Genomic DNA, 24,952 nt, shown 5'->3' on the forward strand with positions numbered 1-24,952 from the left:
AAGGATGATAAGAGACTACTTTTAACAAAGATTATGAGTTGGTTAAAGAGATATTAACCGGTTATTAACGGAGAAAAGAAGCATATCAAAATATCTTTACATTCAACCAATTATTAATATAAAATAGAATCATATGAGTAAGTCAAGTAATACATTGTTAGCGTTAGTTTTAGGTGGTGCAATAGGTGCAGCAGCAGGAATTTTATATGCTCCAGAAAAAGGAACTAAAACTAGAAAAGATCTTTCTAAGAAAGCTAAGAAAGAGCAAGATAAATTAGTAAAGCAACTTAAGGAAACAAGAAGCTCACTTACTGATAATGCTCAGAAAGCTAAGTTAACTTTTGAAGAAAAGTTAAACGACTCTATTTCAACAGCGAGTCATAAAGCAGATGATGTAATCTCAACTTTAGAAACAAAATTAGCTGAATTACGTGTACAAAATGCAAAACTTCAAAAAGATGCTGTTGTAGATAAAAATGTAGCCAAAGTGGAGAAAGCATTATCATAAGCCAAAAGAAACCAATCAGATATGGCTTTTGAAAAGTTAACAAATAACTTAAAAGGACTAACAGACAACGGGCAGGAATATGCCAAAGTCACTGCGGAATACTACAAACTAAGCTTGTTCAAAAATGGAATGAGAGGATTAGTAAGTAGTGCAAACTTAGCTTTGAGAGCAACTTTTGGTCTTATAGCAATGATGTTCTTTTCTATAGGCCTTTCAATTGTGATAGGGGAGTCTCTAGATAGCTTGAGTGCAGGATTCTTTATTGTAGGAGGAATTTACTTAGTAATATTCTTTTTAGTATTTCTTTTTGCTGCAAAGCCTCTCGAAACTATGTTACTTAAGAAATACAGTAAACTTGCCTTTAGTGATGATTCACTCCCAGATGTTTCACCAGTAGCTCCTGTAGCAACTCAAAATATAAACACTGATGAGAGAATATAGTAGTTTTGAACAAATAGAGCATGATCTTAAAATTCTCAAACTTAAAAGACAAATAAGTGAGGAGGAGGTAAGACTAAATGTAAATGGAGCTAAAAATGGTATGAGCTCTGGATTTTCTCCAGTATCATCATTAGGAACTGTCTTAGGATCTTTAATTCAAAAAGCAGTAGTTACGAAATTATTAGGTACAATTTTTGGTTACAAGCGTGTTAAGGAAGTCAATAAGAAAGGTGACTACAAAGTGTAAAGACTTATTTTATAAATAAATAAAAACCCCAAGAACAATTTGTTCTCGGGGTTTTTTTATGAGATCAATGGTAATTATTAATCTTCTTGAGTGTCTCTTTTCTTCTTATTAACAATACCTTTTGCTTCATTATCTTTTTTCATTTGTTCTCCTATTTGATTAGAAGCTACAAAGGAAGTAATCATATCATTAAGCATATTACTTCCAGCTTGTGGTGAGTTAGGCATTAAAATTAAGTTAGAGTTAGTTTGCTCTCCCATAGATTGTAATGTGTCGTAGTGTTGTGTCACAACAATAAGTGCAGATGCTTCTTGAGAATTAATCCCCACATTGTTTAGTACATCTACAGACTCTTCAAGACCACGAGCAATCTCACGTCTTTGATCTGCAATACCTTGTCCTTGTAAGCGCTTAGACTCTGCTTCTGCACGAGCTTTTGCTACAATCTTGATACGATCTGCTTCTGCTTCAAACTCTGCAGCCACTTTCTCGCGTTCTGCTGCATTAATTCTGTTCATAGCTGCCTTTACCTGCATATCTGGATCTATGTCTGTTACAAGCGTTTTAATGATATCAAAACCATAACTAGACATAGCCTCGTTAAGCTCACGTTTTACTGCAATGGCGATATCATCTTTACGCTCAAAAACATCATCTAGTTTCATTTTTGGAACTTCTGCTCTTACTACATCAAATACATAGGAAGTAATCTGATCGTGTGGATTTTCAAGTTTATAAAATGCATCATACACTTTATCTTTTACTACTTGAAACTGTACAGATATCTTAAGACGTACAAAAACGTCATCCTTAGTTTTAGTCTCAACAACAACATCGAGCTGCTGTATTTTTAAGTTGATACGACCTGCAATTTTATCAAATACAGGAATTTTAAATTGAAGCCCCGAGTTACGCACTCCAATAAATCTTCCAAAACGCTCCACAACGGCGGCGGTTTGTTGCTTAACCATAAATATCCCCGAAAGGATTATAAGTATGGCTAGTACTATTAATACTGGTAAAAGAATCTGTCCCATATTGGATATTTTTAAAAATTATTGATGGTGATTATTGTAATCTTAAAGATAAGTAGCCATAATCGATAAAATGTAACACATAAACTAAAAGTTTCTTGATTGCCTCAAAGTTATTATACCTTAGAACCATTAACTAAGCATAACCTCTTTACATAATCCCCTATGAAATATCTATCACTTCTCGCTTTATTACTTGTTACGTCAACAACTATTTATGCTCAATCTTACAAGAGCAGTGGTAACTACAATCGTATAGGCCTTCAAGGTAAAGCTGCTTTGATGGATATAGATACAAAGAATTTTGATGTACAAGGAGAGACAGGTTTTCTAGCAGGTTTTACTACTAGAGGAAATGTGTATAATAACTGGGGTATGGTTTACGGGATTGATTTTTTAAGTACTACGGTTACAGTTCAAACAACAGCTTTAGATGAACTAACTAGTGAGGATACTCAATATAATATTATAGGTGCTCAACTTAATCTATTACTCAGTTATAATTTAATTGCAAACCATCTAGCAGTAGACATTGGACCTGCACTACTTATTAACAGTAAAATGAAGCTAGATAATTCTAATCAAAATACAAATATAGTAAGCGGTTATACTACTCTTACCGCAAGTGACATACAAGAAATATCTCGAGTAAATGGTTTTGGTGTCATAGGACTCACAGGAGGTTTTGAACACGTAAGACTCACGCTACAATATCAATATGGATTTACAAACATCCTCAATAATCTCAACGATCAAAACCTTGTGATTGATAACAATGCGAGAGATTTTAAAGGCAATGCATCAATAATCGCTGCTGGAGTTGTCTTTTATTTATAAACTATCTGTAAAAAATTAAGGCTACAAATCAATGATTTGTAGCCTTAATTAATAATGTGATGTATAACAGTTATCCTAGTGTGGTAATTGCATAATCTATACGTCGCAATGTTTCTTCTTTACCAATGGTGGTAGCAATATCAAAAACATCAGGTCCTTGCATAGCGCCCACAAGTGATAATCTAAAAGGTTGCATTACTTTTCCAAAACCTAATTCCTTTGCTACAATCCACTCTTTAAGAGCTGTTTGTGCTTCAATAGTGGTAAAGTTTGATACTCCAGATAAGATAATTTTTACCTCTTCCATGATGGCTGCAGTATCTTCTTTCCAAGCTTTCTTCGCTGCCTTTTCATCAAACTCCGTTGGAGCAGTAAAGAAGTAACTTCCTAATGTCCATAAATCTTCTACAAATATGGCGCGTTCTTTAATAAGATCAACTACGTGTGTAGTGTATTCCTCTGTAACGGTAACCTTCTTATCCTTTAAGAATGTCATAAATTGATCTGCTATAAGTGCTACAGGAGATTCTTGCATATACTGCTGCTGGAACCATTTAGTCTTTTCTGGATCAAATTTTGCTCCAGCTTTATTAACACGTTTTAAGTCAAAAGCTGCTACAAGTTCTTCTAGACTAAAAATTTCTTGCTCCGTTCCAGGATTCCATCCTAGAAAGGCAAGCATGTTTACCATGGCTTCTGCAAAGTAACCGTCTTCTCTGTATCCAGATGAGATTTCTTTTGATTTTGGATCTTCCCATTGTAGCGGAAATACTGGAAATCCTAGTTTATCACCATCACGCTTACTTAATTTTCCTTTTCCTACAGGCTTAAGAATAAGTGGTAAGTGAGCAAATATTGGCGCATCCCATCCAAAGGCTCTGTATAATAACACGTGTAATGCTAGAGATGGTAACCACTCTTCACCACGTATCACATGAGTAATTTCCATTAAATGGTCATCTACTATGTTTGCTAGGTGATAGGTAGGCATTCCGTCAGATTTAAATAACACCTTATCATCTAGAATGTTAGTATCAATCTCCATAGCACCACGTATTTCATCACGTAGTTGTAATATTTCATCTTGTGGAGACTTAAAGCGGATTACATAGTTTTCACCAGCGGCAATACGTCTCTCTGTTTCCTCTTGTGATAGAATGAGAGAGTTATCTAGTTTAAGGCGATTGTGCCAGTTATAGATAAAGGTCTTGCCGTTTGCTTCATGATCTTTTCTGTGTGTATCAAGACTTTCGGCAGTATCAAATGCATAGTAAGCATTATTTGAGTCTACTAACGCTTTCGCGAAAGCGTGATATTTATCCTTACGTTCACTTTGTCTATAAGGTCCAAAACCACCGTCTTTTGTAGGCCCCTCATCATACGATATCCCGCACCAGTCTAGACTTTCACGTATATAATCTTCTGCACCAGGTACATAGCGATTTTGATCTGTATCTTCTATACGGAGGATAAAAGTACCTCCATGTTTTTTTGCAAATAAATAATTAAAAAGCGCCGTACGCACACCACCGATGTGCAATGGCCCAGTAGGTGAAGGTGCAAATCGCACCCGAACGTTTTGAGACATAGTCTTAGATTTTGTGCAAAGATACTTTTAAGCCTTTAAAAAGGCTTAACGATTACCGTTTAAAGTTTTTTATGAAGTTCACAGTGATATCTTTGTAAATGTTGACATCCTCTTAAAACATAATAAAATAGTACTTTAGAGGTTGCTATAAAGAGAATTAGGATAGATGACGAATAGATTTGAAAAAATAGAGAAGAAGCTAGAGGGATTTATTAGAAAATATTACACTAATGAATTGCTGCGCGGTGCAATATTGTTTTTTGCACTAGGCCTATTTTATTTCTTAATCACACTGCTCATTGAGTACTTTTTCTGGCTCAGTCCTGCGGGAAGAACGGTTCTTTTCTGGGCGTTTATAGTTGTAGAAATTGCCTTACTCATCAAGTTTATAGCAATACCACTAGCCAGATTATTTAAATTGTCAAAAGGTATCAACTATAAGGATGCCGCTAGTTTGATAGGAAATTATTTTCCAGAAGTAAGCGACAAGCTTATAAACACCTTGCAATTACATAGTGAAGTAACAGACTCAGAGTTAATGCTCGCAAGCATAGAGCAGAAGAGTGAAGAGCTTGAGCCTATCCCTTTTAGACTAGCTATAGATTTTACAAAAAATAAGAAGTACCTCAAATATGCTGCAATACCTGTAGTTATATTTCTCATTGCAAACTATGCGGGGAAGGAAAAGGTTTTCTCAACAAGCTATGAGCGTGTTGTAAATTACAACGAGGCGTATGAGCCACCAGCTCCATTTAGTTTTTATGTAGTCAATGAGAATTTACAGGCGATAGAAAATAAAGATTTTGAGTTGCGCGTGCGCACACTGGGAGATATAATTCCTGAGGAGGCGTCTGTGCGATTTAATGATGAGGTGTATTTTTTACAGCAAATTGCTCCGGGAGAGTATAGCTATATATTTGAACAGCCTACGGAGAATATCACATTTAATCTTAAAGGTAATAAAGTCGTTTCCCAGCCTTATACTATCGAGGTACTCAAGGTTCCTGTACTTATGGATTTTGATATGGAACTCAACTATCCTGCACATACTCGCAAGGGAAAAGAGACTGTAAAAAATACGGGTAATGCAATCATTCCAGAAGGAACTACCGTTTCTTGGAATATAAGTACGAGGCAGACGGAAGGTGTAGATCTTGTGCTTAAGGATACTATTATACCTTTCGCTTTAAGCGAAAATGTGACAACCTCAAAAGTTTTTAAAGCAGTAAAACGTATCTATAATAACACGAGTTATGAAGTAAGTACGAGTAATAGTCAACTAAAAAACTATGAAAATCTGGCTTATAACTTACAAGTCATAAAAGATCAGTATCCTCAAATATCCTTGGAAGCAAAAAAGGATACTGTAAACGAGCAGCAGAATTATTTCTACGGAAAAGTAAGCGACGATTACGGGCTTAAAAAATTACAAATTGTTTATTATCCTGCAGAGAGTGATAATAAACAGTATGAGGAAATCAGTATTTCAAAGGGTAATGTAGATCAGTTTATATATGCATTCCCTAATAATCTTGATTTACAAGAAGGAGTAAATTATGAGTATTATTTTGAGGTTTTTGATAATGATGCCATCCATCGTTTTAAAAGTACGAAGAGCACGATATATAGTTTTGTAAAACTGACAGATGATGAGCTTAAAAACAAACAGCTTGAGCAGCAACAAAAATCTATAGGTAATCTTGATAAGTCCTTACAGAAGATGAAGGATAGTGAGAAGGAATTACAAGAAATCTCACGAACTCAGAAGGAGAAAAAGCAACTGAGTTTTAATGATCAAAAGAAACTTGATAGTTTTCTGAAACGCCAGAAGCAGCAAGAGGAAATGATGAAAGATTTTTCTAAACAACTTAAGGAGAATCTAGATGAGTTTCAAAAAGAAGAAGAACTTACAGATGAGGATAAAGAAAAATTGAAGGAACGTCTAGAGCGTCAAGAAAAGAAAGCAAAGGAAAACGAAAAGCTCTTAAAAGAATTACAAGAGCTTCGAGAGAAAATGCCAAAAGAAGAACTCTCTGAAAAACTTGAGGAACTTGAAAAGCAAAATAAAAATAACAAGCGCAACCTAGAGCAAATGGTTGAGCTTACAAAGCGTTATTATGTTCAGAAAAAGACCGAGCAAATTGCTCGTGACTTAGAGGAACTCGCAAAAAAACAAGAAGACTTAAGTAAGAAGGAAGGAAAAGAAAATACTAAGGAAAAGCAAGATGAACTCAATGAAGAGTTCAAAAAACTTGAGGAAGCATTAAAAGATCTTGAGAAAGAAAACCAAGAACTTAAAAAACCTATGGACCTTCCTGGTGACGAAAAGAAACAAGAAGAAATTAAAGAAGAGCAGGAGGGAGCTAGCGAAGAATTAGAAAAACAAGAAGATCAAGAACAACAAGACGGAACACCTCAAGATAAATCGAGTGCTCAAGAAAAGCAAAAAAAGGCTGCAGAGAAGATGAAGCAAATGAGCAAGTATATGCAGTCTCAAATGCAAATGGATGGAGAAGAAAGTCTTGAAGAAGATACAGAGATGTTACGCCAGATACTAGATAATCTTCTTGTTTTTAGTTTTGAGGAAGAAGCTATCATGATGGAATTTCGTAAGATGGATGATAAGAATCCTAATTATGCACGTAAGTTAAGAAGGCAAAATGTACTCAAACAAAACTTCAAACATATAGATGATAGTTTATATGCCTTGTCATTACGTCAGCCAAAACTGGATGAGATTATCAATGAGACTTTAGTCGATATTGATTACAGCATGGATCAAGCACTTTCAAGACTTGCCGAAAATCAAATAATGCAAGGTGTAAGTAGCCAGCAATATGTTATAACTGGAACTAATAAACTAGCAGACTTCCTTAGTCAGACGTTAGATAATATGCAAAATGCAATGATGTCTGGTAGCGGCTCCGGTAAAGGAAAAGGTATGGGCATGGGTTCTGGCAGTGGAAGTGGGGAACAACTCCCCGATATCATACAGAGTCAAGAAGAGCTCAATAAGAAAATGGGTGAGGGTAAAAAACCTGGAGAAGGAAAAGAAGGTGAAGGTAAGGAAGGAGAGTCTGGTGAAGGTTCTGAAGTTAAAGAAGGACAAGGAAAAGGAGGCGGTGATCAACCTGGATCTGAAGGCGAGGGAGGAAAAGAAGGCGAAGGTGAAGGTGGTCAAGGTGGAGGAAAAGGCTCGAGTAATAGCGATTTAAAAGGTGATGGAAATGGAGAAAATGGAGATGGACAAAGCGACGAGTATGAGCAGGGACTTCTTTATGAAATTTATAAAGAGCAGTCTAAGTTAAGACAACAACTAGAAGATGCTATTAAAAGGGAAGGTCTTGGGGATAATGCAGAGAAGCTAGTTAAGGATATGAAGGATGTTGAGCAGCAATTATTAGACAAAGGTTTTAATAATGAAACGTTACAACGTATGACTAATCTTAAGCACGAACTACTTAAACTTAAAGAGGCAACGTTACAACAAGGGGAAGAGAATAAGCGTGAAGCAAATACCAACTTAAAAGAGTTTGCGAACCCTGTGAATAGTGCGCTTGAAAAAGCCAAAAAGTATTTTAATACGACAGAAATATTAAACAGAAATGCACTTCCGCTTAAGGAAGAATACAAGCGTAAAGTGCAAGATTACTTCCAGAAAAACAATGATTGAATTTAATAGTACAAATGATTTTGAATTATCAAATCCTGAAGAGTTACTTCAGTGGTTAACATCTGTGATAGAAGCCGAGCAAAAACAAATGGGGGAGATCAATTACATTTTTTGTGATGATGCCTACTTGCATAAACTCAATGTTGAATATTTGAATCATGATACTCTTACAGATGTAATCAGTTTTGACTACACGAGTGGAGATGTAATTAGTGGGGATGTATATATTTCTGTAGAGCGTGTTGAGGATAATGCTGCAGATTTTAAAACCTCTTTTAAAGACGAATTAAGCCGTGTTATGGTTCATGGACTACTGCACTATTGCGGTTATAAAGATAAGAGTGAGGATGAGGCTAAGGAGATGAGAGCAAAGGAAAATTTATATTTATCAGTTAGATAAGTAGTAATTTTCTTACAGCGCTCTATTTCAAGGTTTAACATCTGTCCCAGCGGGAAGTTGTGTTAGAGAGAATTAAAGGCTGTATCTTTGCACGCCTTTAAAAGAATGTATATCACGCTTTCGCGAAAGCGTAACTTCTCTTAGAGATATTAATATTTTAATGTTCCACGTGAAACAATGAGTCTATTTCAAGATACATACGATGTTATAGTAGTAGGTGCTGGCCATGCAGGTTGTGAGGCTGCCGCTGCTGCTGCAAATATGGGAAGTTCTACACTTCTTATAACTATGAACCTACAAACCATAGCCCAAATGAGTTGTAATCCTGCGATGGGAGGAATTGCAAAAGGGCAAATAGTAAGAGAGATTGATGCACTAGGAGGATATAGCGGTATCGTATCTGATAAGACAGCGATACAATTCAAGATGCTTAACAAATCTAAAGGTCCTGCCATGTGGTCGCCACGTGTGCAATCTGATAGAATGAGATTTGCAGAGGAGTGGAGAATGAAGCTTGAGGGAACTAAGAATCTTGATTTTTATCAAGAGATGGTGAGCGGTCTTATAGTAGAAAATGATAAAGTAGTTGGTGTAAAAACCTCTCTTGGAATTGAAGTAAGAGGAAGATCTGTAGTGCTAACTAATGGTACTTTTTTAAATGGATTAATTCACATAGGAGATAAACAATTTGGTGGAGGTAGAGCAGGTGAAAGAGCAGCTACTGGTATTACCGAACAACTAGCGGGATTTGGTTTTGAGTCTGGAAGAATGAAAACGGGAACACCGCCACGAGTAGATGGTAGATCGTTAGATTTCTCTAAGATGATTATTCAGCCAGGTGATGAAGTTCCAGAGAAGTTTAGTTATAGTAAAGAAACAAGTCCGCTTACACATCAGCGTCCTTGTCATATGAGTTATACTTCGCTAGAAGTGCATGATATTTTGAGAGAAGGTTTTGATCGCTCGCCTATGTTTAATGGTCGAATTAAATCTCTCGGGCCAAGATATTGTCCGTCTATTGAAGATAAGATTAACCGCTTTGCAGATAAGGATAGACATCAATTATTTATAGAACCAGAAGGGTGGAATACCTGCGAAATTTATGTAAACGGATTCTCTACATCCTTGCCAGAAGATGTCCAGTTTAAAGCATTAAAGTCTGTAGCTGGTTTTGAGAATGTAAAATTCTTCCGTCCGGGATATGCTATCGAGTATGATTATTTTCCGCCTACACAGTTAAAACATACGCTAGAAACTAAGCTTGTGAGCGGGCTATATTTTGCTGGACAAATTAATGGAACTACAGGATATGAAGAGGCAGCATCTCAAGGATTAATGGCTGGTATGAATGCACACCTTAAAGTGCATGAGAAAGATCCTTTCATGCTCAAAAGAGATGAAGCGTATATAGGGGTTCTTATAGATGATCTAATCACAAAAGGTACAGAAGAGCCGTATAGGATGTTTACTTCTCGTGCTGAGTATAGAACACTGTTGCGTCAAGATAATGCAGATGAGCGTCTCACGCCTATGTCAAATGCTGTAGGTTTAGCCTCTGAGGAACGTCTCATTACTATGGAAAAGAAACAGGCAGAATCTAATGATCTTGTTAAGTTTTTTGAAGACACAAGTATTCTTCCTGAAGAAGTAAATGATATACTAGAGGAGAGAGGATCTTCTCCTATGAGACAATCTGATAAAATGTTTAAAGTATTTTCTAGACCCCAAATCACGCTTGATGATATGAAAGGCTTTGAGAAAGTAGCTGCCTATATTGAGGAGAAAGATCTTGATCGTGATGTATTAGAACAAGCAGAAATTAAAGTTAAGTATGCAGGTTACATTGCAAAGGAAAAGGCAAATGCTGATAAGTTACAGCGATTGGAAAATATTAAAATCCCAGAAGGTTTTGATTATACAAAACTGAAGTCTCTGTCTTTTGAGGCTAGGGAAAAATTATCTAAAATTAGGCCAACTACAATTTCTCAAGCGTCTAGAGTGAGCGGAGTTTCTCCTTCAGACATAAGTGTAATGTTAGTTTATATGGGACGATAATTTTTAAATAGTATAAGTTCCACGTGAAACAAAGTTGATGAAAGAAGATTTTAAAGTAAAAGATCATTCGGTAAGTGGGGAGGAATTTACATTAAAGTATGATGAGAAATACCACATGTATTTCACAATTCCTAAGCCGGAAATTTCTAAACTTCCTTCATATTATGAGAGCGAAGATTATATATCTCATACAGATGGAAAACGATCTTTATTTGAAATCGCATATCAAACTATAAAAGGTATCACGCTTTCGCGAAAGCAAAAACTCTTAAAAATGTTTAATCCTGACCAAGGCTCTGTTTTAGATATAGGAGCTGGAACTGGAGATTTTTTGGAATTTCTATCTAAAAGAAAATGGAACGTAAAAGGAGTAGAGCCAAATGATAAAGCTAAAAAGCTGGCTCAACATAAAGGACTCGATATTTATAACACTATCGATGAAGTAGGAGGGGAGTTATACGATGTGATAACTATGTGGCATGTGCTAGAACATGTTTACGATTTACAAGAGCAAATAGCATGGTTGAAAAAGCAACTAGCAAAAAATGGAACTATATTTATTGCCGTTCCTAATTTTGAATCTTTTGATGCTAGTTATTATAAATCATATTGGGCAGCTTTTGATGTGCCAAGGCACTTATACCATTTTTCAGAAACTTCTATAAAAAGACTTTTTGCAGAACAAGATTTACAATTAGTAAAAACACTGCCTATGAAATTTGATTCCTATTATGTGAGTCTTCTTTCAGAAAAGTATAAAAGTGGTAAAATGAATTTCTTCACTGCATTTGTAACTGGATTCAAGTCAAATCGTAAAGCAAAGCGGTCTGGAGGTTATTCATCTCATATTTATGTCCTAAAACACGCTTAAATTGCAAATAAGCGCTTTTAAGGGCTTATGAGTACGAATGCCTTAAATGTATATGGCTAAATGCTGAAACCGCTTAAAAACAGTGTTTATAGGCTTCGTTTTTAATAAGATTTTATTATTAATTCTCTTTTTGGTCATTACTTTTTCTTATGATGGCTTATTCCAATCAATTTTGACCTTTTTTTATTTAATCTGGAATTGAGAATTTAGTTTTCAATGTTTCTGCTCAAAATGCATTTTATTGTAAAATGTTCCACGTGGAATATTTTAAATCAACAATGTCAATTTTTAAATCACACAATTACTATCCCCTGTAATGTGTTTATCAATCTTCCTGATTATTTCACTTCTCTTCAATTTTAATGCTTTCAGTATATCGTATTTATTAATTACAAATTACTTCCTTATTTTAAATTGTAGCGTTCTCAATTAATTCTCTAAGTGTAGGTTTCAAAAGATTCAAGTTTTAGTGAATAATCGCTCACTTTAAGTCTATTTATATTTATTTAAGAGTCAAAATGGAAATAGACATGATTTTAATTAAGTTTTAATGGATTCTACCTATTTTCGCATCAAATAATCAAAATAACACAATGAAAAAAATAGGAATGCTACTTGTTACGGCTATGATGGCTGTAGCTTGTCAAACAGAGAAAACAGGTTTTGTAGATACTGAAGAGTTACTTACAGAATATGCAGAGCTTAAAAGCGCAAAGGATCGTTTTACAAAGCAAAATGACGAAATCATGGGCGAATTAGAGCTTAAGATTAAGTCTTACCAAATCAAAGAAGACTTGTTTAGAAAAAACGGACCGTCTATGTCACGTAAAAAACAAGAAGAAACTTACAATGAACTAGGAGCAGAGGCACAACAATTACAACAAGAACGCCAGGCAAGAATAGGTCAACTACAAGTAGAAAGCCAGAAAGTAATAGACTCACTTATTACAAAAGTGAAGGATAAAGTAAAGGCTTACGGAAAGACAAATGGGTACTCTTATATCTATGGATCTAACGATGCTGGAAGTGTTCTTTATGGTAAAGATGAGTTAAATCTTACAGAAGAAATTCTTACAGAAATGAATGGAGAATATGCTCCAAAAGAAGACTAGATTCAAGTCCTTAAAATAGCTTTAAAAGCGATGAGAAATCATCGCTTTTTTTATGTCTAATTTTGATGGATTATCTGATCAATAAATGACTAGATCGCGCCGTAAAATCTACGTAGTTTTCATCAAGATAATCAAGCTTATTTAATAAGATTTCACTAACCAAATGGTACTGCTTAGCGGGGTAGAAATCGCACCGGCAGATTATAGAGCCTTTAAATGTTCTCGTTTAGTGAAAGATCTGAGATCATCTGAGTATATAGATAGCGTACACTATCGATTGTTTATCTAAAAATTTATTTAGACAAAACTAAATATAGACATAACTATTTGATATAATCAACTCTTACGATGTAGAAATCGAGTTAATTTTATAGAAAGGTCTGTCATGATAATCTTAGCATTTCCATTGCGTTCTATGTGATACGAAGCCTCTTGAATGGCTTCTACAATAGGAAATATATTATTATTATGAACAAATGGGGCAAATTTTGAAAGATCAAAACCGGTCTCTGGTTCCATAAAAACAAGATCATTTGCCTTGTAATTTTTAAGCAAAGCTTGGCGGAAAAATTGAACACAGTATGCAAGAAAATTTTTCTGGGTTTCACGGCCAGATTTTGCTATGATTTCGCTCCACTCCATGAGTCCTAAAACGGCTTCTTTTTTACCCTTTGCTTGGAAGGCTGTACGCACCCAAGTAACAAACCATTTTTCAAACTGAATATCATCACCATCGTGATGCAATAAATGCATCGCTTGCTGATAATCTCCTTGTGCTTGATGAGCTATTTTATGAGCTTCAGCATCTGGAGTTTTATGATGAGTAATTAAAGCATCGGCAATTTGTGGTTCGCTTAATCTTGGGAAATGTAATACTTGGCATCTTGACTTTATCGTGTCTATAATGCTATCCTCATTTTCAGAAATGAGAATAAATAAAGTTTTTGCTGGTGGCTCCTCTAGTAGTTTGAGAAGTTTATTTGATCCAGCAGTATTCATTTTATCAACTGCCCAAATGATCATTACTTTATAACCACCTTCATATGACTTTAAAGCGAGAGCTTTATTAATTTCAGAAGCTTCATCTACACCTATCTGTCCTTGTTTTTTTTCAATACCAAGATGCTGGTGCCATTCAAAGAGATCTCCATATGGGTTTTCTGTAATAAACGAGCGCCACTCTCTCATAAAATTATTAGAGACAGGATGGCTTTTTACTTCGGGAGTAGTTGCTACAGGAAAAGCAAAGTGCAAATCCGGATGCGATAAGTGTTCAAACTTTAAATTACAAGCTTGAGATCCTCCCTCATTTTCGCCTTGAGCGTTATTACATAAAATATATTGTGCATAAGCAATAGCCATGGGTAAAACCCCTGTGCCAGATAAACCTATAAAAAGTTGAGCATGAGCAATACGCCCTGCATCAACACTTGTTGTGAGATGATTTTTAATAAAATCTTGCCCGATAACGTTTGAAAACAGCATAGCTTCAAATATAAAGGAATCACTGCATTTTTTATCCTCTGTATCTATTATATTTGTTAGCAAAACCAATGAAAATGATCACAGTAGACGACTTTAATTTTGAGAATAAGAAAGCATTAATTCGCGTAGATTTTAATGTTCCCCTTGATGAGAATGGTAATGTTACTGATACTACAAGAATTGAGGCTGCAAAACCTACAATCTTGAAAGTATTAGAAGATGGAGGATCTGCTATCCTTATGTCTCATTTAGGTCGACCTAAAAACAAAGAAGAGGAGTTTTCTCTCTCTCAGATTTGTAAAACAGTTTCTGAAGTCATTGGTGTAGAAGTAAACTTTGTGGAGGATTGTGTAGGTGCAAAAGCCACAGAGGCTGCATCTAACCTTGAAATGGGTAAAATATTACTACTAGAAAACCTTCGTTATTACAGCGAAGAAACAGCTGGTGATGTAGACTTTGCAAAGCAATTAAGTGAGCTAGGAGATATTTATGTAAATGATGCCTTTGGTACCGCACACCGTGCGCATGCTTCTACTACTATCATTGCTCAATTCTTTCCTGAAGCAAAATGCTATGGTTATTTACTAGCAAAAGAAATAGAGAGTCTTGATCGCGTGCTTAATAACAGTGAGAAGCCAGTACTAGCTATTCTTGGTGGGTCTAAAGTATCTTCAAAAATTACAGTTATTGAGAATATCCTAGATAAAGTAGATGAGATGATTATAGGCGGAGGTATGGCTTTTACCTTCATTAAAGCGCAAGGAGGTACCATAGGAGACTCTATTTGTGAAGATGATAAAATGGAGCTTGCGCTTGACATTCTTAAACAAGCCAAAGAAAAAGGAGTACAAATTCACATACCAGTAGATGTTATTGCTGCAGATGATTTCTCAAACGATGCAAATACAAAGGTGTGCGATATCATGCATATAGAAGATGGATGGCAAGGCCTTGACGCTGGACCAAAATCTCGCGAACTTTTTGACGAAGTAGCAAAGCGTGCAAAAACTATTTTATGGAATGGACCATTAGGAGTTTTTGAGATGGAAACATTTGCAGGAGGAACTATTGCACTAGGGCATAGTATTGCTGCAGCTACAAAGGACGGTGCGTTCTCACTTGTAGGAGGTGGAGATAGTGTTGCGGCTGTAAAGCAATTTGGTTTTGATACAAAAGTAAGCTACGTCTCTACTGGAGGTGGTGCAATGCTTGAGATGCTGGAAGGTAAAACATTACCAGGTATAGCTGCTATACAAGAATAATTAATAAAACATCAATTGATAAGACCACCTCTTGAGGTGGTCTTATTATTTATATACCTAACAGAAGTTGTGCTGGCTAGAAGTTATATTTCCTCTCTTTAAAACCATACGATTTTCCCGTATCTTTCGTTCCTTGACTATGACTCAAATGCAACATAATTTTAAAATATCCCTAGTAGCTTCTATACTCTTGTTTTCCGCTTTCGCGAAAGCGCAAGACACCCTCTCATATGAGGCTTATAAACAGAAAGCTCCGGTTATCAAAGAAGATAAAAAACCGGCACTCCAAAGAGATACTATCAAAGTAGTAGATACTGTCATTACCAATACAATCTCTCAAGATTTACCTCAAGTATTACTAGATACACAAGTAAGAGATTCTATAACGTTCAACTTACCAGATAACCCTCAGGCAGCACTTATAGATATGCGCTGGCGTAAGGAACTGGCAAGAATGGATCTATTTGATTCTATAAATAATATACGTGAAAGCCACACGTACCAGCCTGAAGTAAACCTAGAACTTCCTACAGATACGCTTAAAAAACGCCTTGCCGAAATAAATGCGCGTACTCCATTTAACGTGGAGTATAACCCTTCGCTAGAAAGCGTTATTAATCGCTACTTAAAGCGTCACAAACCAGCTATGGAGAAGCTTATGGCCGTGAGCCAGTTTTACTTCCCTATGTTTGAGGAGCGTCTCGATAAGTATGACATCCCTCTAGAGATGAAATATCTCGCCATTGTAGAGAGTGCACTGCGTCCAAGAGCAAAATCTAGAGTAGGAGCAACAGGTTTATGGCAGTTTATGTTTGCAACGGGTAAAATGTTTAACCTTGAGGTAAACAGCTATGTAGATGATCGCATGGATCCTATTGCAGCAACAGAGGCTGCTTGTGCTTATTTATCACAACTTTATGACATTCATGGAGATTGGGATCTGGCACTGGCTTCTTATAACTCTGGTCCCGGAAATGTGTCTAAAGCAATAAGACGTTCTGGAGGTGCTACAAATTACTGGAATATTAGAAAGAATTTACCGAGAGAAACCGCTGGTTATGTACCTGCGTTTCTAGCCACCATGTATCTTTTTGAATATGCAGATGAGCATGGATACACACCAGAAAGAGCACCTATAAACTACTTTGCAACAGATACCATTCACATAAAACAAAGCATTGCGCTAGATCAGGTTTCTAGTATCGTGGGAATTCCTTTGGAGATTGTTCAATTCCTAAATCCTCAGTATAAATTGGATATTATTCCAGTGGTAAAGGACAAGAAATATTACGTGCGACTTCCTATCGAGAGTGTGGGTAAATTTGTACAAAATGAACAGGCTATTTACGCTTTCGCGAAAGCTGAACTTGACAAACGTGAAAAACCATTACCAGAAGTACTTACAGCAAGCTCTCAGGTTAGATACCGAGTGCGTAGCGGTGATTATCTAGGAAAGATAGCAAGCAAATACGGAGTAGGTGTAAGCCAAATCAAGAAGTGGAATAACCTACGATCAAATGCACTTAAAATAGGGCAGCGATTAACTATTTACCCAAGAAAACCTGTTACCAATAGCAGTACAAGTAGTAGCTCAAAAACTGTTTCATTAAAGGGAAAGAAAACGTATACTGTTCAAAATGGTGACTCACTCTGGAAAATTGCAAATAAGTTTCCTGGAGTAAGCATTGATAATATTAAAGTTTGGAATGATATTAGTAGTAGTAAACTGAAGCCTGGAATGAAACTACGTGTTTCTAAATAAATCAATTATGAAAAAGTTACTTCTTTCATTAAGCTTATGCTTTACAGCAGTACTTGCTGCACAAGAAGTAACTCTCAAACCGTATGATGCTGCGGCTTATACTGTAGTAAATAGTGAAGGAAATGAAAAAGGTATTATAAAAAATCCTGTTTACACGTATTTGATAGATAATTATAAAGCCATTTCAGACAAGGAAATTCTTCCACCTAATGGTGGCGGAGATTGTGGATTTACACAAACTTTTGAAAATGGAATCGTTTACACAAAACGCAATTGTGGCGACGCAGCACTTGCAACTGGAGAAGTACTAACGATATCAAACCCTAATAGAGAATCTGTGCTGTTGTGGGTAGAGTCGGTTAATAAGATTTTTGGTGATTATGGTCAGAATCATTGGAACTTTGACCTTACAGAATACAGACCTACCGACAATATACTAGGAGGTTTTTTTACAATTAAGAGAGATATAGATTACACCACGGTCCTTGTGATGTCTGGATGTTAATCATTAATAATAGCAATATGATAAAAAGAATATTTTTAAGTATAGTAACAGCATCCTTACTTTTTTCTTGTGGGGATAATGACGGTAAACGCATTTTAAGCCAGTCTGTAGGTAATATTAACAACGTTAAGGTGATTGTGACTAAAGCACAATGGCAAGGAGCTATAGGAGACGCGCTACGCGACGTGCTGGCAGATCCGGTGTATGGATTACCACGTGAGGAGCCTAAGTTTTCTATAGATCAGATTCCGCCAGAGGCTTTCAGTGATTTTTTACTTAAGAATAGAATTTATTTGCAAATAAAACCAGCAGATAGTGCTTCTTTAACTATTGTAAAAGATAAGTACGCACGCCCACAAACAGGAGTAATTGTTACTGGAAGTAGCCATACACAAATTGCAAATCTTATTATTGATAATGAGGAACGTATTGTAACTGCTTTTAAAGAACAAGAACTTGTTGCAAACCAAAGTCGAATTAAAAAGGCACTAAAGAAAACAGATTCTTTACAAAAGGTATTTGGAGTAAGACTTAACTTTCCTAATGCTTATCGATATGCAGAACAGAAAGCAGATTTCTTCTGGATGCGTAAAGAGCTTAAGCGCAGCGGTAACATGAATATCACAGTGTACGAGGTGCCGCTAGAAGCAATTGATAAGGATACCTTAACAATCAAGAACATTATACGCATGCGTGATTCTATAGGAGGAAAGAAAATACCAGTAGATGACGGTCGCTTTATTACAGAACGTGCTTTCTCACCATACTTACAAGAAACAGAGATAGATGGAAAACTAGCTTATGAGACTAAAGGAACATGGGAAGTAGACGGTCGTTATATGGCTGGGCCTTTCGTAAACTATGCCGTAAGAGATGAAAAAAATGGAAGATACTTGATATTAGAAGGTTTTATATTCTCCCCTTCACAAGACCAGCGTGATAATATGTTTGAGCTTGAGAGTATCTTGAAGAGTGCTAGGTTGAGGTAAAAACGTTATCTTTATTATGTTGTTAAACAGTATATTATGGGAGTACTAGAGTTACGAGAAGAAGTTTTAAAAAAAGTGCAAGATGCAGATGAGCGTTTACTTGCAATGATAAATGCGCTAGCAATAAGCTATCAAGAATCTGAAGTAATTGCTTATACCGTGGAGGGAGAACCTTTGAGTAGAGAACAATACAAACAAGAGCTACAGGAGGCAAAATCAGAATATAAACGAGGAGAGTATACAGCTGTTGATGATTTTAAGAAAGAAATAAAGGATTGGTAATTGATGCTTAATACTGTCTGGACCAATACAGCAAAAAGAGATTTAAAGCAAATTTACAATTACATAAAGAATGTAAAGAAATCACCACAAGGCGCTCTAAATGTGGTTAATGATATTATCGAGGCAAGCGAAACTATTATTTACTTTGAGCAATATCAAAAGGATGAAATTAATAATACCTTTAGAAGGATTATAATAAGACATTATAAAATAGTGTATGATAGAGAAGGTGATGACATTGTTATTTTAAGAGTCTTTAGTACATATCAAAACCCTAGTAGATTGATAAATGACTTTTAGAAATTATGCTTTCGCGAAAGGTGATACACATAAAAAAACCGCATAACTTAAAGAGCTATGCGGTTTTTCTATATAAGAAAGAGGGAGTATTACTTCTTCTCTTCTATCATATCGTCTTCTTCGTCCTTAGACGCTTTCTTAAATTCTTTGATACCGCCACCTAAGCCGCGCATCATTTCAGGGATTTTCTTACCTCCAAAAAGTAATAAAACAACTAATACAATAAGTCCTATTTGCCAAGGGCCTACCATTCCTAAAAATATTGCTAAAAAATTCATCTTCATCTGTTTTAGAAAAACAAAGATAGTAAGAAAACAGACATACGAGCGTTAAAGTGATAAAAAGGACTTAATTGACGTTGAGTGGTTATCGCAATCCAATTTTCGCGAAAGCGTAAAGACATCAATTATCTCATATCTAAAAAGTATATTTGTATCTCAAATGGCAGAAAAAAAAGAGAAGAAAAAAAAGATTGCAAAAAAGCTACTGCACAAGTATCGCTTAGTTATTCTCAATGAAGATACTTTTGAGGAGCGTATTTCTTTTAAACTCACACGACTCAATGTGTTTATTCTAGTAGGTATATCTGCTATTATTCTTATTGCACTTACCACTTTACTTATCGCATTTACACCATTAAGGGAATATATTCCTGGTTACTCAAGCACAAAACTCAAGCGCAATGCGACGCTACTCGTTGCAAAAACAGATTCTATAGAAAATGCAATTAGAGTAAATGAGCAATACTACTCTTCTATACGTAGAGTATTGAGTGGTGATGTAGAAGAGCTAGAATTTGATAGAGATTCTATACGCGATGCCGTATTTAATGATGAAGAAATATATGTGCTTCCTAGTAGAGAAGATAGCTTACTAAGGCAAACAGTAGAGCAGGAAGACAAGTACAATGTGTTTGATAAAGCTATTGAGGATACAGATTTCTCACTGTTTCCTCCAGTAAAAGGAACCATATCATCTGCATATAATGCTAGTCAAAAACACTTTGCAGTAGATATTGTAACGGTAAAAGATGCTCCTGTAAAAGCAGCAGCAGATGGAACTGTGATTTTTGCCGAGTGGACTGCAGAGACAGGTCATGTACTTATCATCAATCATGGTAAGAACCTTATTACCGTATATAAACACAATGCTTCTCTCAATAAGTCACAAGGAGCCTTGGTTCAAGCAGGAGAAGTTATTGCCACGGTGGGCAACACAGGTGAGTATAGTACTGGACCGCACTTACATTTTGAGTTGTGGAGTAATGGGTACCCTATAAATCCGACTAATTTTATAGATTTTAACTAATGTCAATAAAGTCTTTTGGAGCAAAAATTTTTGCGTCGTACATACAGCGAAGTATAAAAAAATGGGCAGACAACCCTATTGAGACTCAGCACAAGGTTTTTGAGAGTCTTATAGATGCTGCTCAGTATACGACCTTTGGTAATGATCACCGTTTTGATACTATAAAATCACATGCAGATTTTGTAAAGCAAGTTCCCATAAGAGATTATGAAGACTTGCGATATTATGTGGATAAAATGGTTGCTGGAAAACCAGATATTCTCTGGCCAGGTAAACCTCTTTATTTTGCAAAAACTTCTGGAACAACCTCTGGGGTAAAGTACATTCCGCTTACAAAAGACAGCATGGAAACGCACCCTAACAGTGCGCGTAACGCAATTCTTTCTTACATCGCAGAGACAGGAAATACAGACTTTGTAGATGGTAAGATGATTTTTTTACAAGGAAGCCCAGAGATGACCGAAAAGAATGGCATCAAACTAGGCCGCCTTTCTGGTATTGTTGCACACTATGTGCCTAATTATTTACAGAAGAATAGGCTTCCTAGTCTTGAGACTAATTGTATAGAAGACTGGGAACAAAAGGTAGATGCGATTGTAGCCGAAACAATAGACCAAGATATGACACTCATAGGAGGGATTCCTCCGTGGGTACAGATGTATTATGAGCGTCTTATCCAGAAGAGCGGTAAAACCGTGGGAGAGCTCTTTAAAAACTATCAGTTATTTGTGTACGGAGGTGTAAACTACGAGCCTTACCGTCGCAAGTTAGAAGATCTTATAGGTAGAAGCGTAGATAGTATTGAGTTATATCCAGCCAGTGAAGGGTTTTTTGCCTTTCAAGACACACAGACAGAGAAAGGAATGCTGTTGCAACTAGACAACGGTATCTTTTATGAGTTTGTAAAAGCAGAAGAGTTTTTTAATGAAAACCCAACAAGGATAACGCTTAAGGATGTAGCGCTTGATGTAAATTACGTGATGATTATCTCTACCACAGCAGGACTATGGGCTTATAACATAGGAGATACCGTGATGTTTACGAGTCTCAAGCCGTATCGTATTATGGTTTCTGGGAGAATCAAGCACTTTATTTCGGCTTTTGGAGAGCATGTGATAGGTAAGGAAGTAGAGCAGGCCATGCTTGAAGCCTCTGCAGGAACAGATATTAAAGTGACCGAGTTTACCGTAGCTCCGCAGGTGGCGCCACAAGATGGGTTACCTTATCATGAATGGTTTATAGAATTTGAAAATGAGGGGAGTGGTGATTTACACGCTTTCGCGAAAGCGTTAGATTCCTCACTACAAGCTCAAAACTCATACTACCTAGACCTAATCACAGGAAAGGTACTCCAGCCATTAAAAATCACCAAGGTGGTAAAAGATGGTTTTAATAATTACATGAAATCACAAGGAAAGTTAGGTGGTCAAAATAAAATTCCACGTCTTTCAAACGATCGAAAGATTGCCGATCTATTGCAATCAAAATAGTATTTAATAGGTAAGCTGGCGATGAAATTACCATGGTCAAGTTCTATTAAGTACCTTTATCCCCAATTATGAGCACAAACAAAACACAGGGCCGTACAAGAGCCCAAGAGAGCAGCAGCGCTATAGAACGCATGTATATTACAATGCGTCACCTTTTTAACAGAGGATTTTATAAACCTATGGGTGTCTCTGGAGAGACACTTAGAGAGTCATTACTTATATTAAGACCAGAAATCTACGGTACCATTGCCGAAGAAAAAGTAGAACTAGATGGTCTTCTTTACGTTATTGATAGACTTCCAGAAGGAATAGAGCAATGTAGATTCATTAACTTAACAAGTGATGAAGGCTACAAAAACAGCCACTTTGAACCTATTATTCCAGCAAAACGTCGTCGTAATTGCTACCGTATAGATGAGGAGCAAATGAATATCGAGATCACGCGTGGTCGTTCTGAAATTTATGATATTCTTACACACGTGACCTTCCTATTTATTGAGTCTCATAAGATTATGAAACGTGTCCTCATAAATGATGAAGGCGCTGTAATACGTGATTGGGAAAAGCTAGAAAAAGCAGTTTTAAACAATGAAGAGCTAGATCAAAATAGCTGGGAGATTGCAACTACGCATACCGCAAATATCTTAGGACGCACTTTTGCAGAAGTACGAGCAATTGCACCTCTTTTTAATACGCGCACTAATAACAAGCGCTTCTTTGAGCTTATTTACTGGTTAGGTAAACTTGCGATAGCAGAAGTACTTAAAGAGGAGAAGCGCACAGTTACCTTTAGTCCTGTTTTAAGAGAACGATTAGGTCATCACATACACGGTGAGATCTGGGCAAATGATATTAAAGCGACTTTGAAGAAAAACAATCTTTTAGGTAGACCTCTTCATATTATTAGTGCAAACATGCACTCTGTAATGAATACGCTGTATGCGCCACTTGCACTTAAGTCTGAACTTAAGAAAAAGTCTAAACTAGAGGTGTATGAAATGCTTAGTAATAGTGGTAACGCAGCTCTACGTGCTAAAGTAGAGAAAGTCGCATTACAAAACGGAATGATATACCTGCCAGATGATAGTGGTACTAATATCAATGTGCAAATTTTTGACATGTGTAAGCTACCAGTAGCTGAAAATGACTTCTGTAGCAACGATGTAAAAAAGGAACAACAGCCCGTTATTATAGTAATGGACTACGCCTTTGGAGAGCAAGCTTATGAAACTATGGAAGAGCTTCTTAAGCCTTATGAAGAAGGAGAGGAGAAAACATACTTAGATGTAGATTCTGTGTCTATCATGGGTAAAGCAGGTATTCTAGAAGGTGGAAAGGGGGATCTTATGATTCCAAGTGCACACCTTTTTGAAGGAACAGCAGATAATTATCCTTTTGAGAACGAACTTACTAAAGAGGATTTTGAAGGACATGGATTAGAAGTTTTTGAAGGTGCTATGGTTTCTGTATTAGGAACCTCGTTACAAAATAGAGATATCCTTAAATTCTTCCATGACAGTACGTGGAGTGTGATAGGTCTAGAAATGGAAGGAGCACACTATCAAAAAGCAATACAAGCTGCCGCAAAACTTCGTAAGAGCATTCAAGAAGATGTAAAAGTGAGATATGCATACTATGCTAGTGATAACCCTTTAGAAACAGGAAGCACACTAGCATCTGGCGGACTAGGAACTACAGGAGTGAAGCCTACATACCTAATCACTGAAAAGATATTGCACCAACTATTTACTACTAATAAGTAGGAATATATTACAACTAACATTCAATTTTAAGTAAGCACATGAGCGATCACTACAATCAGTCTGGAAATCAGCAAGAAATGGACCTCTCAGACATCTTTTCTTTGATAGGTAGATTATTCAAAAATGTGGTTTATTCATTTTTTAGAATTATTGATTTTATAATTAAAATGTGGTGGGTGTTTTTATTACTCATCGTTGCTGGAATAGCTTTAGGGTTCGTTTTGAAGGAGAAACCATCGTATGAGTCAAATCTGTTGCTTAAAACTAATTTTACGAGCCAGGCTTACGTCTATACGGCAATAGAGCAGTTTAATAATAACCTTGAAGAAGATGATCAAGATTTTATAACATCTCTAGGTAAATCCTCAGAAAGCTATAGCATTAAACAGGTGAGCGTAGAGCCCGTAGTTGAGGTCATAGACTTAGTTAATTATATAGGTGAAAATGACGGTGCGCTTGGAGAAATGACTAGAGAGTTTAAGCTTAAAGATGATCGTGAGTTGTTTGCAACAGATAGATTTTTATCTAAGTTTAAGTTTCACAAACTCAAAATAGTATTTGACAGTGATAAGAGTTTAGGAGATGTTGAGTCTTTCTTATCTTTTATTAATGATAGCCCTTATGCTAAAGAACTTAAAAAGGAAGGTCTTAAAAATCATAAAATCTATCTTGAAAGTGAAGAACAATCTATTGCTCAGATAAATGAGCTTATTAATTCCTTTAGTAAGGATACTGGTACATCAGAACAAAAAGACAGAGAAGGGTTTTATTTTAATAATCAAAATGAGAACCTAGCATCATTATTTCATACTAAATCAAATCTAGTAGGAAATTTAGAAGTTGAAAAAAACGATTACGTGAGTTATACTGATGTGGCAGTAATCGTAAGTGACATTCAAGTGTCAAAGAAGTCATCTATAACAGATAATTTGATTGTTATTTTCCCATTAGGCTTAGTGATTATATTTCTAATACTCTCAGGGATTGTAAGTGTATACAAATCATACAAGCGTGAAACGGTGGTCCTAAAAGGATAGTTT

General features: G+C 36.1%; 23 protein-coding genes. 19 read left to right on the forward strand and 4 right to left on the reverse strand.

What is annotated here, in order from left to right:
- The first annotated feature begins 133 nt into the window (after positions 1-133).
- Genes ACJJVU_RS01785 through ACJJVU_RS01795 form a run of 3 tightly spaced genes read left to right on the forward strand, consistent with a single transcriptional unit; the run spans position 134 to position 1,196 of the window.
- Positions 134-508 carry a YtxH domain-containing protein gene (locus ACJJVU_RS01785; RefSeq protein ID WP_298323380.1) on the forward strand — a complete coding sequence of 125 codons (375 nt, stop codon included), beginning with the start codon at positions 134-136 and terminating at the stop codon, positions 506-508.
- A 21-nt stretch (positions 509-529) separates the two neighbouring features.
- On the forward strand, positions 530-949 hold the full coding sequence (locus ACJJVU_RS01790; RefSeq protein WP_339846123.1) for a hypothetical protein: 420 nt from the start codon (positions 530-532) through the stop codon (positions 947-949).
- Positions 936-1,196, forward strand: coding sequence for a DUF6327 family protein (locus ACJJVU_RS01795; RefSeq protein WP_396597688.1), 261 nt, complete (start codon positions 936-938; stop codon positions 1,194-1,196). The genes ACJJVU_RS01790 and ACJJVU_RS01795 overlap by 14 nt, the downstream gene beginning before the upstream one ends.
- Positions 1,197-1,273: 77 nt before the next feature.
- Here ACJJVU_RS01795 and ACJJVU_RS01800 read toward each other — a convergent pair whose 3' ends face one another.
- A complete protein-coding gene (locus tag ACJJVU_RS01800) occupies positions 1,274-2,233 on the reverse strand; it encodes an SPFH domain-containing protein (protein WP_339846129.1) in 960 nt (319 codons plus the stop codon).
- Positions 2,234-2,395: 162 nt separating this feature from the next.
- Between ACJJVU_RS01800 and ACJJVU_RS01805 the strand changes: the two genes are divergently transcribed.
- Positions 2,396-3,067 (forward strand): hypothetical protein, encoded by a 672-nt coding sequence (locus ACJJVU_RS01805; protein WP_405221635.1) that lies wholly within the window; start codon positions 2,396-2,398, stop codon positions 3,065-3,067.
- 70 nt (positions 3,068-3,137) lie between these two features.
- On the opposite strand, the gene gltX is transcribed toward ACJJVU_RS01805, so the two are convergent.
- Entirely contained in the window at positions 3,138-4,655 is a 1,518-nt protein-coding gene (gltX, locus tag ACJJVU_RS01810; protein ID WP_405221638.1) for a glutamate--tRNA ligase, read from the reverse strand.
- Between the two features lie 166 nt (positions 4,656-4,821).
- Here gltX and ACJJVU_RS01815 point away from each other — a divergent pair, with 166 nt between their 5' ends.
- From ACJJVU_RS01815 to ACJJVU_RS01835, 5 genes are all read left to right on the forward strand, one after another.
- Positions 4,822-8,328, forward strand: coding sequence for a hypothetical protein (locus ACJJVU_RS01815; protein WP_405221641.1), 3,507 nt, complete (start codon positions 4,822-4,824; stop codon positions 8,326-8,328).
- Positions 8,321-8,728: an rRNA maturation RNase YbeY gene (gene ybeY, locus ACJJVU_RS01820; protein ID WP_405221644.1), complete on the forward strand. Its 408-nt coding sequence runs from the start codon at positions 8,321-8,323 to the stop codon at positions 8,726-8,728. The genes ACJJVU_RS01815 and ybeY overlap by 8 nt, the downstream gene beginning before the upstream one ends.
- Positions 8,729-8,905: 177 nt before the next feature.
- Positions 8,906-10,783, forward strand: coding sequence for a tRNA uridine-5-carboxymethylaminomethyl(34) synthesis enzyme MnmG (mnmG, locus tag ACJJVU_RS01825; RefSeq protein ID WP_405221647.1), 1,878 nt, complete (start codon positions 8,906-8,908; stop codon positions 10,781-10,783).
- A 37-nt stretch (positions 10,784-10,820) separates the two neighbouring features.
- The gene (locus ACJJVU_RS01830; RefSeq protein ID WP_405221649.1) at positions 10,821-11,654 is read left to right on the forward strand and encodes a class I SAM-dependent methyltransferase; all 834 of its coding nucleotides are present in this window, start codon (positions 10,821-10,823) and stop codon (positions 11,652-11,654) included.
- 593 nt (positions 11,655-12,247) lie between these two features.
- Positions 12,248-12,766: an OmpH family outer membrane protein gene (locus tag ACJJVU_RS01835; protein WP_405221652.1), complete on the forward strand. Its 519-nt coding sequence runs from the start codon at positions 12,248-12,250 to the stop codon at positions 12,764-12,766.
- 336 nt (positions 12,767-13,102) lie between these two features.
- Here the strand turns inward: ACJJVU_RS01835 and ACJJVU_RS01840 are convergent, their stop codons facing one another.
- Positions 13,103-14,251: an ATP-binding protein gene (locus ACJJVU_RS01840; protein WP_405227429.1), complete on the reverse strand. Its 1,149-nt coding sequence runs from the start codon at positions 14,249-14,251 to the stop codon at positions 13,103-13,105.
- A 74-nt stretch (positions 14,252-14,325) separates the two neighbouring features.
- On the opposite strand from ACJJVU_RS01840, the gene ACJJVU_RS01845 reads away from it, so the two are divergent.
- The 6 genes from ACJJVU_RS01845 to ACJJVU_RS01870 all read left to right on the forward strand — a co-directional run bounded on the left by ACJJVU_RS01845 (position 14,326) and on the right by ACJJVU_RS01870 (position 19,351).
- Positions 14,326-15,513, forward strand: a complete 1,188-nt coding sequence (locus ACJJVU_RS01845; protein ID WP_405221655.1) for a phosphoglycerate kinase — start codon at positions 14,326-14,328, stop codon at positions 15,511-15,513.
- Positions 15,514-15,652: 139 nt separating this feature from the next.
- Positions 15,653-17,275, forward strand: a complete 1,623-nt coding sequence (locus tag ACJJVU_RS01850; protein WP_339846152.1) for a LysM peptidoglycan-binding domain-containing protein — start codon at positions 15,653-15,655, stop codon at positions 17,273-17,275.
- 7 nt (positions 17,276-17,282) lie between these two features.
- Positions 17,283-17,780 carry a hypothetical protein gene (locus ACJJVU_RS01855; RefSeq protein WP_405221659.1) on the forward strand — a complete coding sequence of 166 codons (498 nt, stop codon included), beginning with the start codon at positions 17,283-17,285 and terminating at the stop codon, positions 17,778-17,780.
- 17 nt (positions 17,781-17,797) lie between these two features.
- A complete protein-coding gene (locus ACJJVU_RS01860) occupies positions 17,798-18,769 on the forward strand; it encodes a DUF4837 family protein (RefSeq protein WP_405221662.1) in 972 nt (323 codons plus the stop codon).
- A gap of 36 nt (positions 18,770-18,805) precedes the next feature.
- Positions 18,806-19,051: a hypothetical protein gene (locus tag ACJJVU_RS01865; protein WP_405221665.1), complete on the forward strand. Its 246-nt coding sequence runs from the start codon at positions 18,806-18,808 to the stop codon at positions 19,049-19,051.
- A 3-nt stretch (positions 19,052-19,054) separates the two neighbouring features.
- Entirely contained in the window at positions 19,055-19,351 is a 297-nt protein-coding gene (locus ACJJVU_RS01870; RefSeq protein ID WP_405221668.1) for a type II toxin-antitoxin system RelE/ParE family toxin, read from the forward strand.
- Positions 19,352-19,440: 89 nt separating this feature from the next.
- On the opposite strand, the gene tatA is transcribed toward ACJJVU_RS01870, so the two are convergent.
- A complete protein-coding gene (tatA, locus tag ACJJVU_RS01875; protein ID WP_013750675.1) occupies positions 19,441-19,629 on the reverse strand; it encodes a twin-arginine translocase TatA/TatE family subunit in 189 nt (62 codons plus the stop codon).
- 163 nt (positions 19,630-19,792) lie between these two features.
- Here tatA and ACJJVU_RS01880 point away from each other — a divergent pair, with 163 nt between their 5' ends.
- From ACJJVU_RS01880 to ACJJVU_RS01895, 4 genes are all read left to right on the forward strand, one after another.
- Entirely contained in the window at positions 19,793-20,659 is an 867-nt protein-coding gene (locus tag ACJJVU_RS01880; protein WP_144782555.1) for a M23 family metallopeptidase, read from the forward strand.
- Positions 20,659-22,149, forward strand: a complete 1,491-nt coding sequence (locus ACJJVU_RS01885; protein WP_405221672.1) for a GH3 auxin-responsive promoter family protein — start codon at positions 20,659-20,661, stop codon at positions 22,147-22,149. The genes ACJJVU_RS01880 and ACJJVU_RS01885 overlap by 1 nt, the downstream gene beginning before the upstream one ends.
- A gap of 68 nt (positions 22,150-22,217) precedes the next feature.
- Positions 22,218-23,912 carry a DUF6909 family protein gene (locus ACJJVU_RS01890; RefSeq protein WP_339846166.1) on the forward strand — a complete coding sequence of 565 codons (1,695 nt, stop codon included), beginning with the start codon at positions 22,218-22,220 and terminating at the stop codon, positions 23,910-23,912.
- Positions 23,913-23,950: 38 nt separating this feature from the next.
- Entirely contained in the window at positions 23,951-24,949 is a 999-nt protein-coding gene (locus tag ACJJVU_RS01895) for a hypothetical protein (protein ID WP_405221675.1), read from the forward strand.
- Positions 24,950-24,952: the final 3 nt, after the last annotated feature.

The sequence above is a fragment of the Dokdonia sp. Asnod1-B02 genome (assembly GCF_045063955.1).
GTDB lineage: Bacteria > Bacteroidota > Bacteroidia > Flavobacteriales > Flavobacteriaceae > Dokdonia.

Coding starts and splice junctions, on each gene's coding strand:
- ACJJVU_RS01790 (WP_339846123.1), top strand. CDS start 530: ATGGCTTTTGAAAAGTTAACAAATAACTTAAAAGGACTAACAGACAAC.
- ACJJVU_RS01795 (WP_396597688.1), top strand. CDS start 936: ATGAGAGAATATAGTAGTTTTGAACAAATAGAGCATGATCTTAAAATT.
- ACJJVU_RS01845 (WP_405221655.1), top strand. CDS start 14,326: ATGATCACAGTAGACGACTTTAATTTTGAGAATAAGAAAGCATTAATT.
- ybeY (WP_405221644.1), top strand. CDS start 8,321: ATGATTGAATTTAATAGTACAAATGATTTTGAATTATCAAATCCTGAA.
- ACJJVU_RS01860 (WP_405221662.1), top strand. CDS start 17,798: ATGATAAAAAGAATATTTTTAAGTATAGTAACAGCATCCTTACTTTTT.
- ACJJVU_RS01835 (WP_405221652.1), top strand. CDS start 12,248: ATGAAAAAAATAGGAATGCTACTTGTTACGGCTATGATGGCTGTAGCT.
- ACJJVU_RS01855 (WP_405221659.1), top strand. CDS start 17,283: ATGAAAAAGTTACTTCTTTCATTAAGCTTATGCTTTACAGCAGTACTT.
- ACJJVU_RS01880 (WP_144782555.1), top strand. CDS start 19,793: ATGGCAGAAAAAAAAGAGAAGAAAAAAAAGATTGCAAAAAAGCTACTG.
- ACJJVU_RS01895 (WP_405221675.1), top strand. CDS start 23,951: ATGAGCGATCACTACAATCAGTCTGGAAATCAGCAAGAAATGGACCTC.
- gltX (WP_405221638.1), bottom strand. CDS start 4,655: ATGTCTCAAAACGTTCGGGTGCGATTTGCACCTTCACCTACTGGGCCA.
- mnmG (WP_405221647.1), top strand. CDS start 8,906: ATGAGTCTATTTCAAGATACATACGATGTTATAGTAGTAGGTGCTGGC.
- ACJJVU_RS01805 (WP_405221635.1), top strand. CDS start 2,396: ATGAAATATCTATCACTTCTCGCTTTATTACTTGTTACGTCAACAACT.
- ACJJVU_RS01785 (WP_298323380.1), top strand. CDS start 134: ATGAGTAAGTCAAGTAATACATTGTTAGCGTTAGTTTTAGGTGGTGCA.
- ACJJVU_RS01830 (WP_405221649.1), top strand. CDS start 10,821: ATGAAAGAAGATTTTAAAGTAAAAGATCATTCGGTAAGTGGGGAGGAA.
- ACJJVU_RS01865 (WP_405221665.1), top strand. CDS start 18,806: ATGGGAGTACTAGAGTTACGAGAAGAAGTTTTAAAAAAAGTGCAAGAT.
- ACJJVU_RS01850 (WP_339846152.1), top strand. CDS start 15,653: ATGACTCAAATGCAACATAATTTTAAAATATCCCTAGTAGCTTCTATA.
- ACJJVU_RS01840 (WP_405227429.1), bottom strand. CDS start 14,251: ATGCTGTTTTCAAACGTTATCGGGCAAGATTTTATTAAAAATCATCTC.
- ACJJVU_RS01870 (WP_405221668.1), top strand. CDS start 19,055: ATGCTTAATACTGTCTGGACCAATACAGCAAAAAGAGATTTAAAGCAA.
- tatA (WP_013750675.1), bottom strand. CDS start 19,629: ATGAATTTTTTAGCAATATTTTTAGGAATGGTAGGCCCTTGGCAAATA.
- ACJJVU_RS01815 (WP_405221641.1), top strand. CDS start 4,822: ATGACGAATAGATTTGAAAAAATAGAGAAGAAGCTAGAGGGATTTATT.
- ACJJVU_RS01885 (WP_405221672.1), top strand. CDS start 20,659: ATGTCAATAAAGTCTTTTGGAGCAAAAATTTTTGCGTCGTACATACAG.
- ACJJVU_RS01890 (WP_339846166.1), top strand. CDS start 22,218: ATGAGCACAAACAAAACACAGGGCCGTACAAGAGCCCAAGAGAGCAGC.
- ACJJVU_RS01800 (WP_339846129.1), bottom strand. CDS start 2,233: ATGGGACAGATTCTTTTACCAGTATTAATAGTACTAGCCATACTTATA.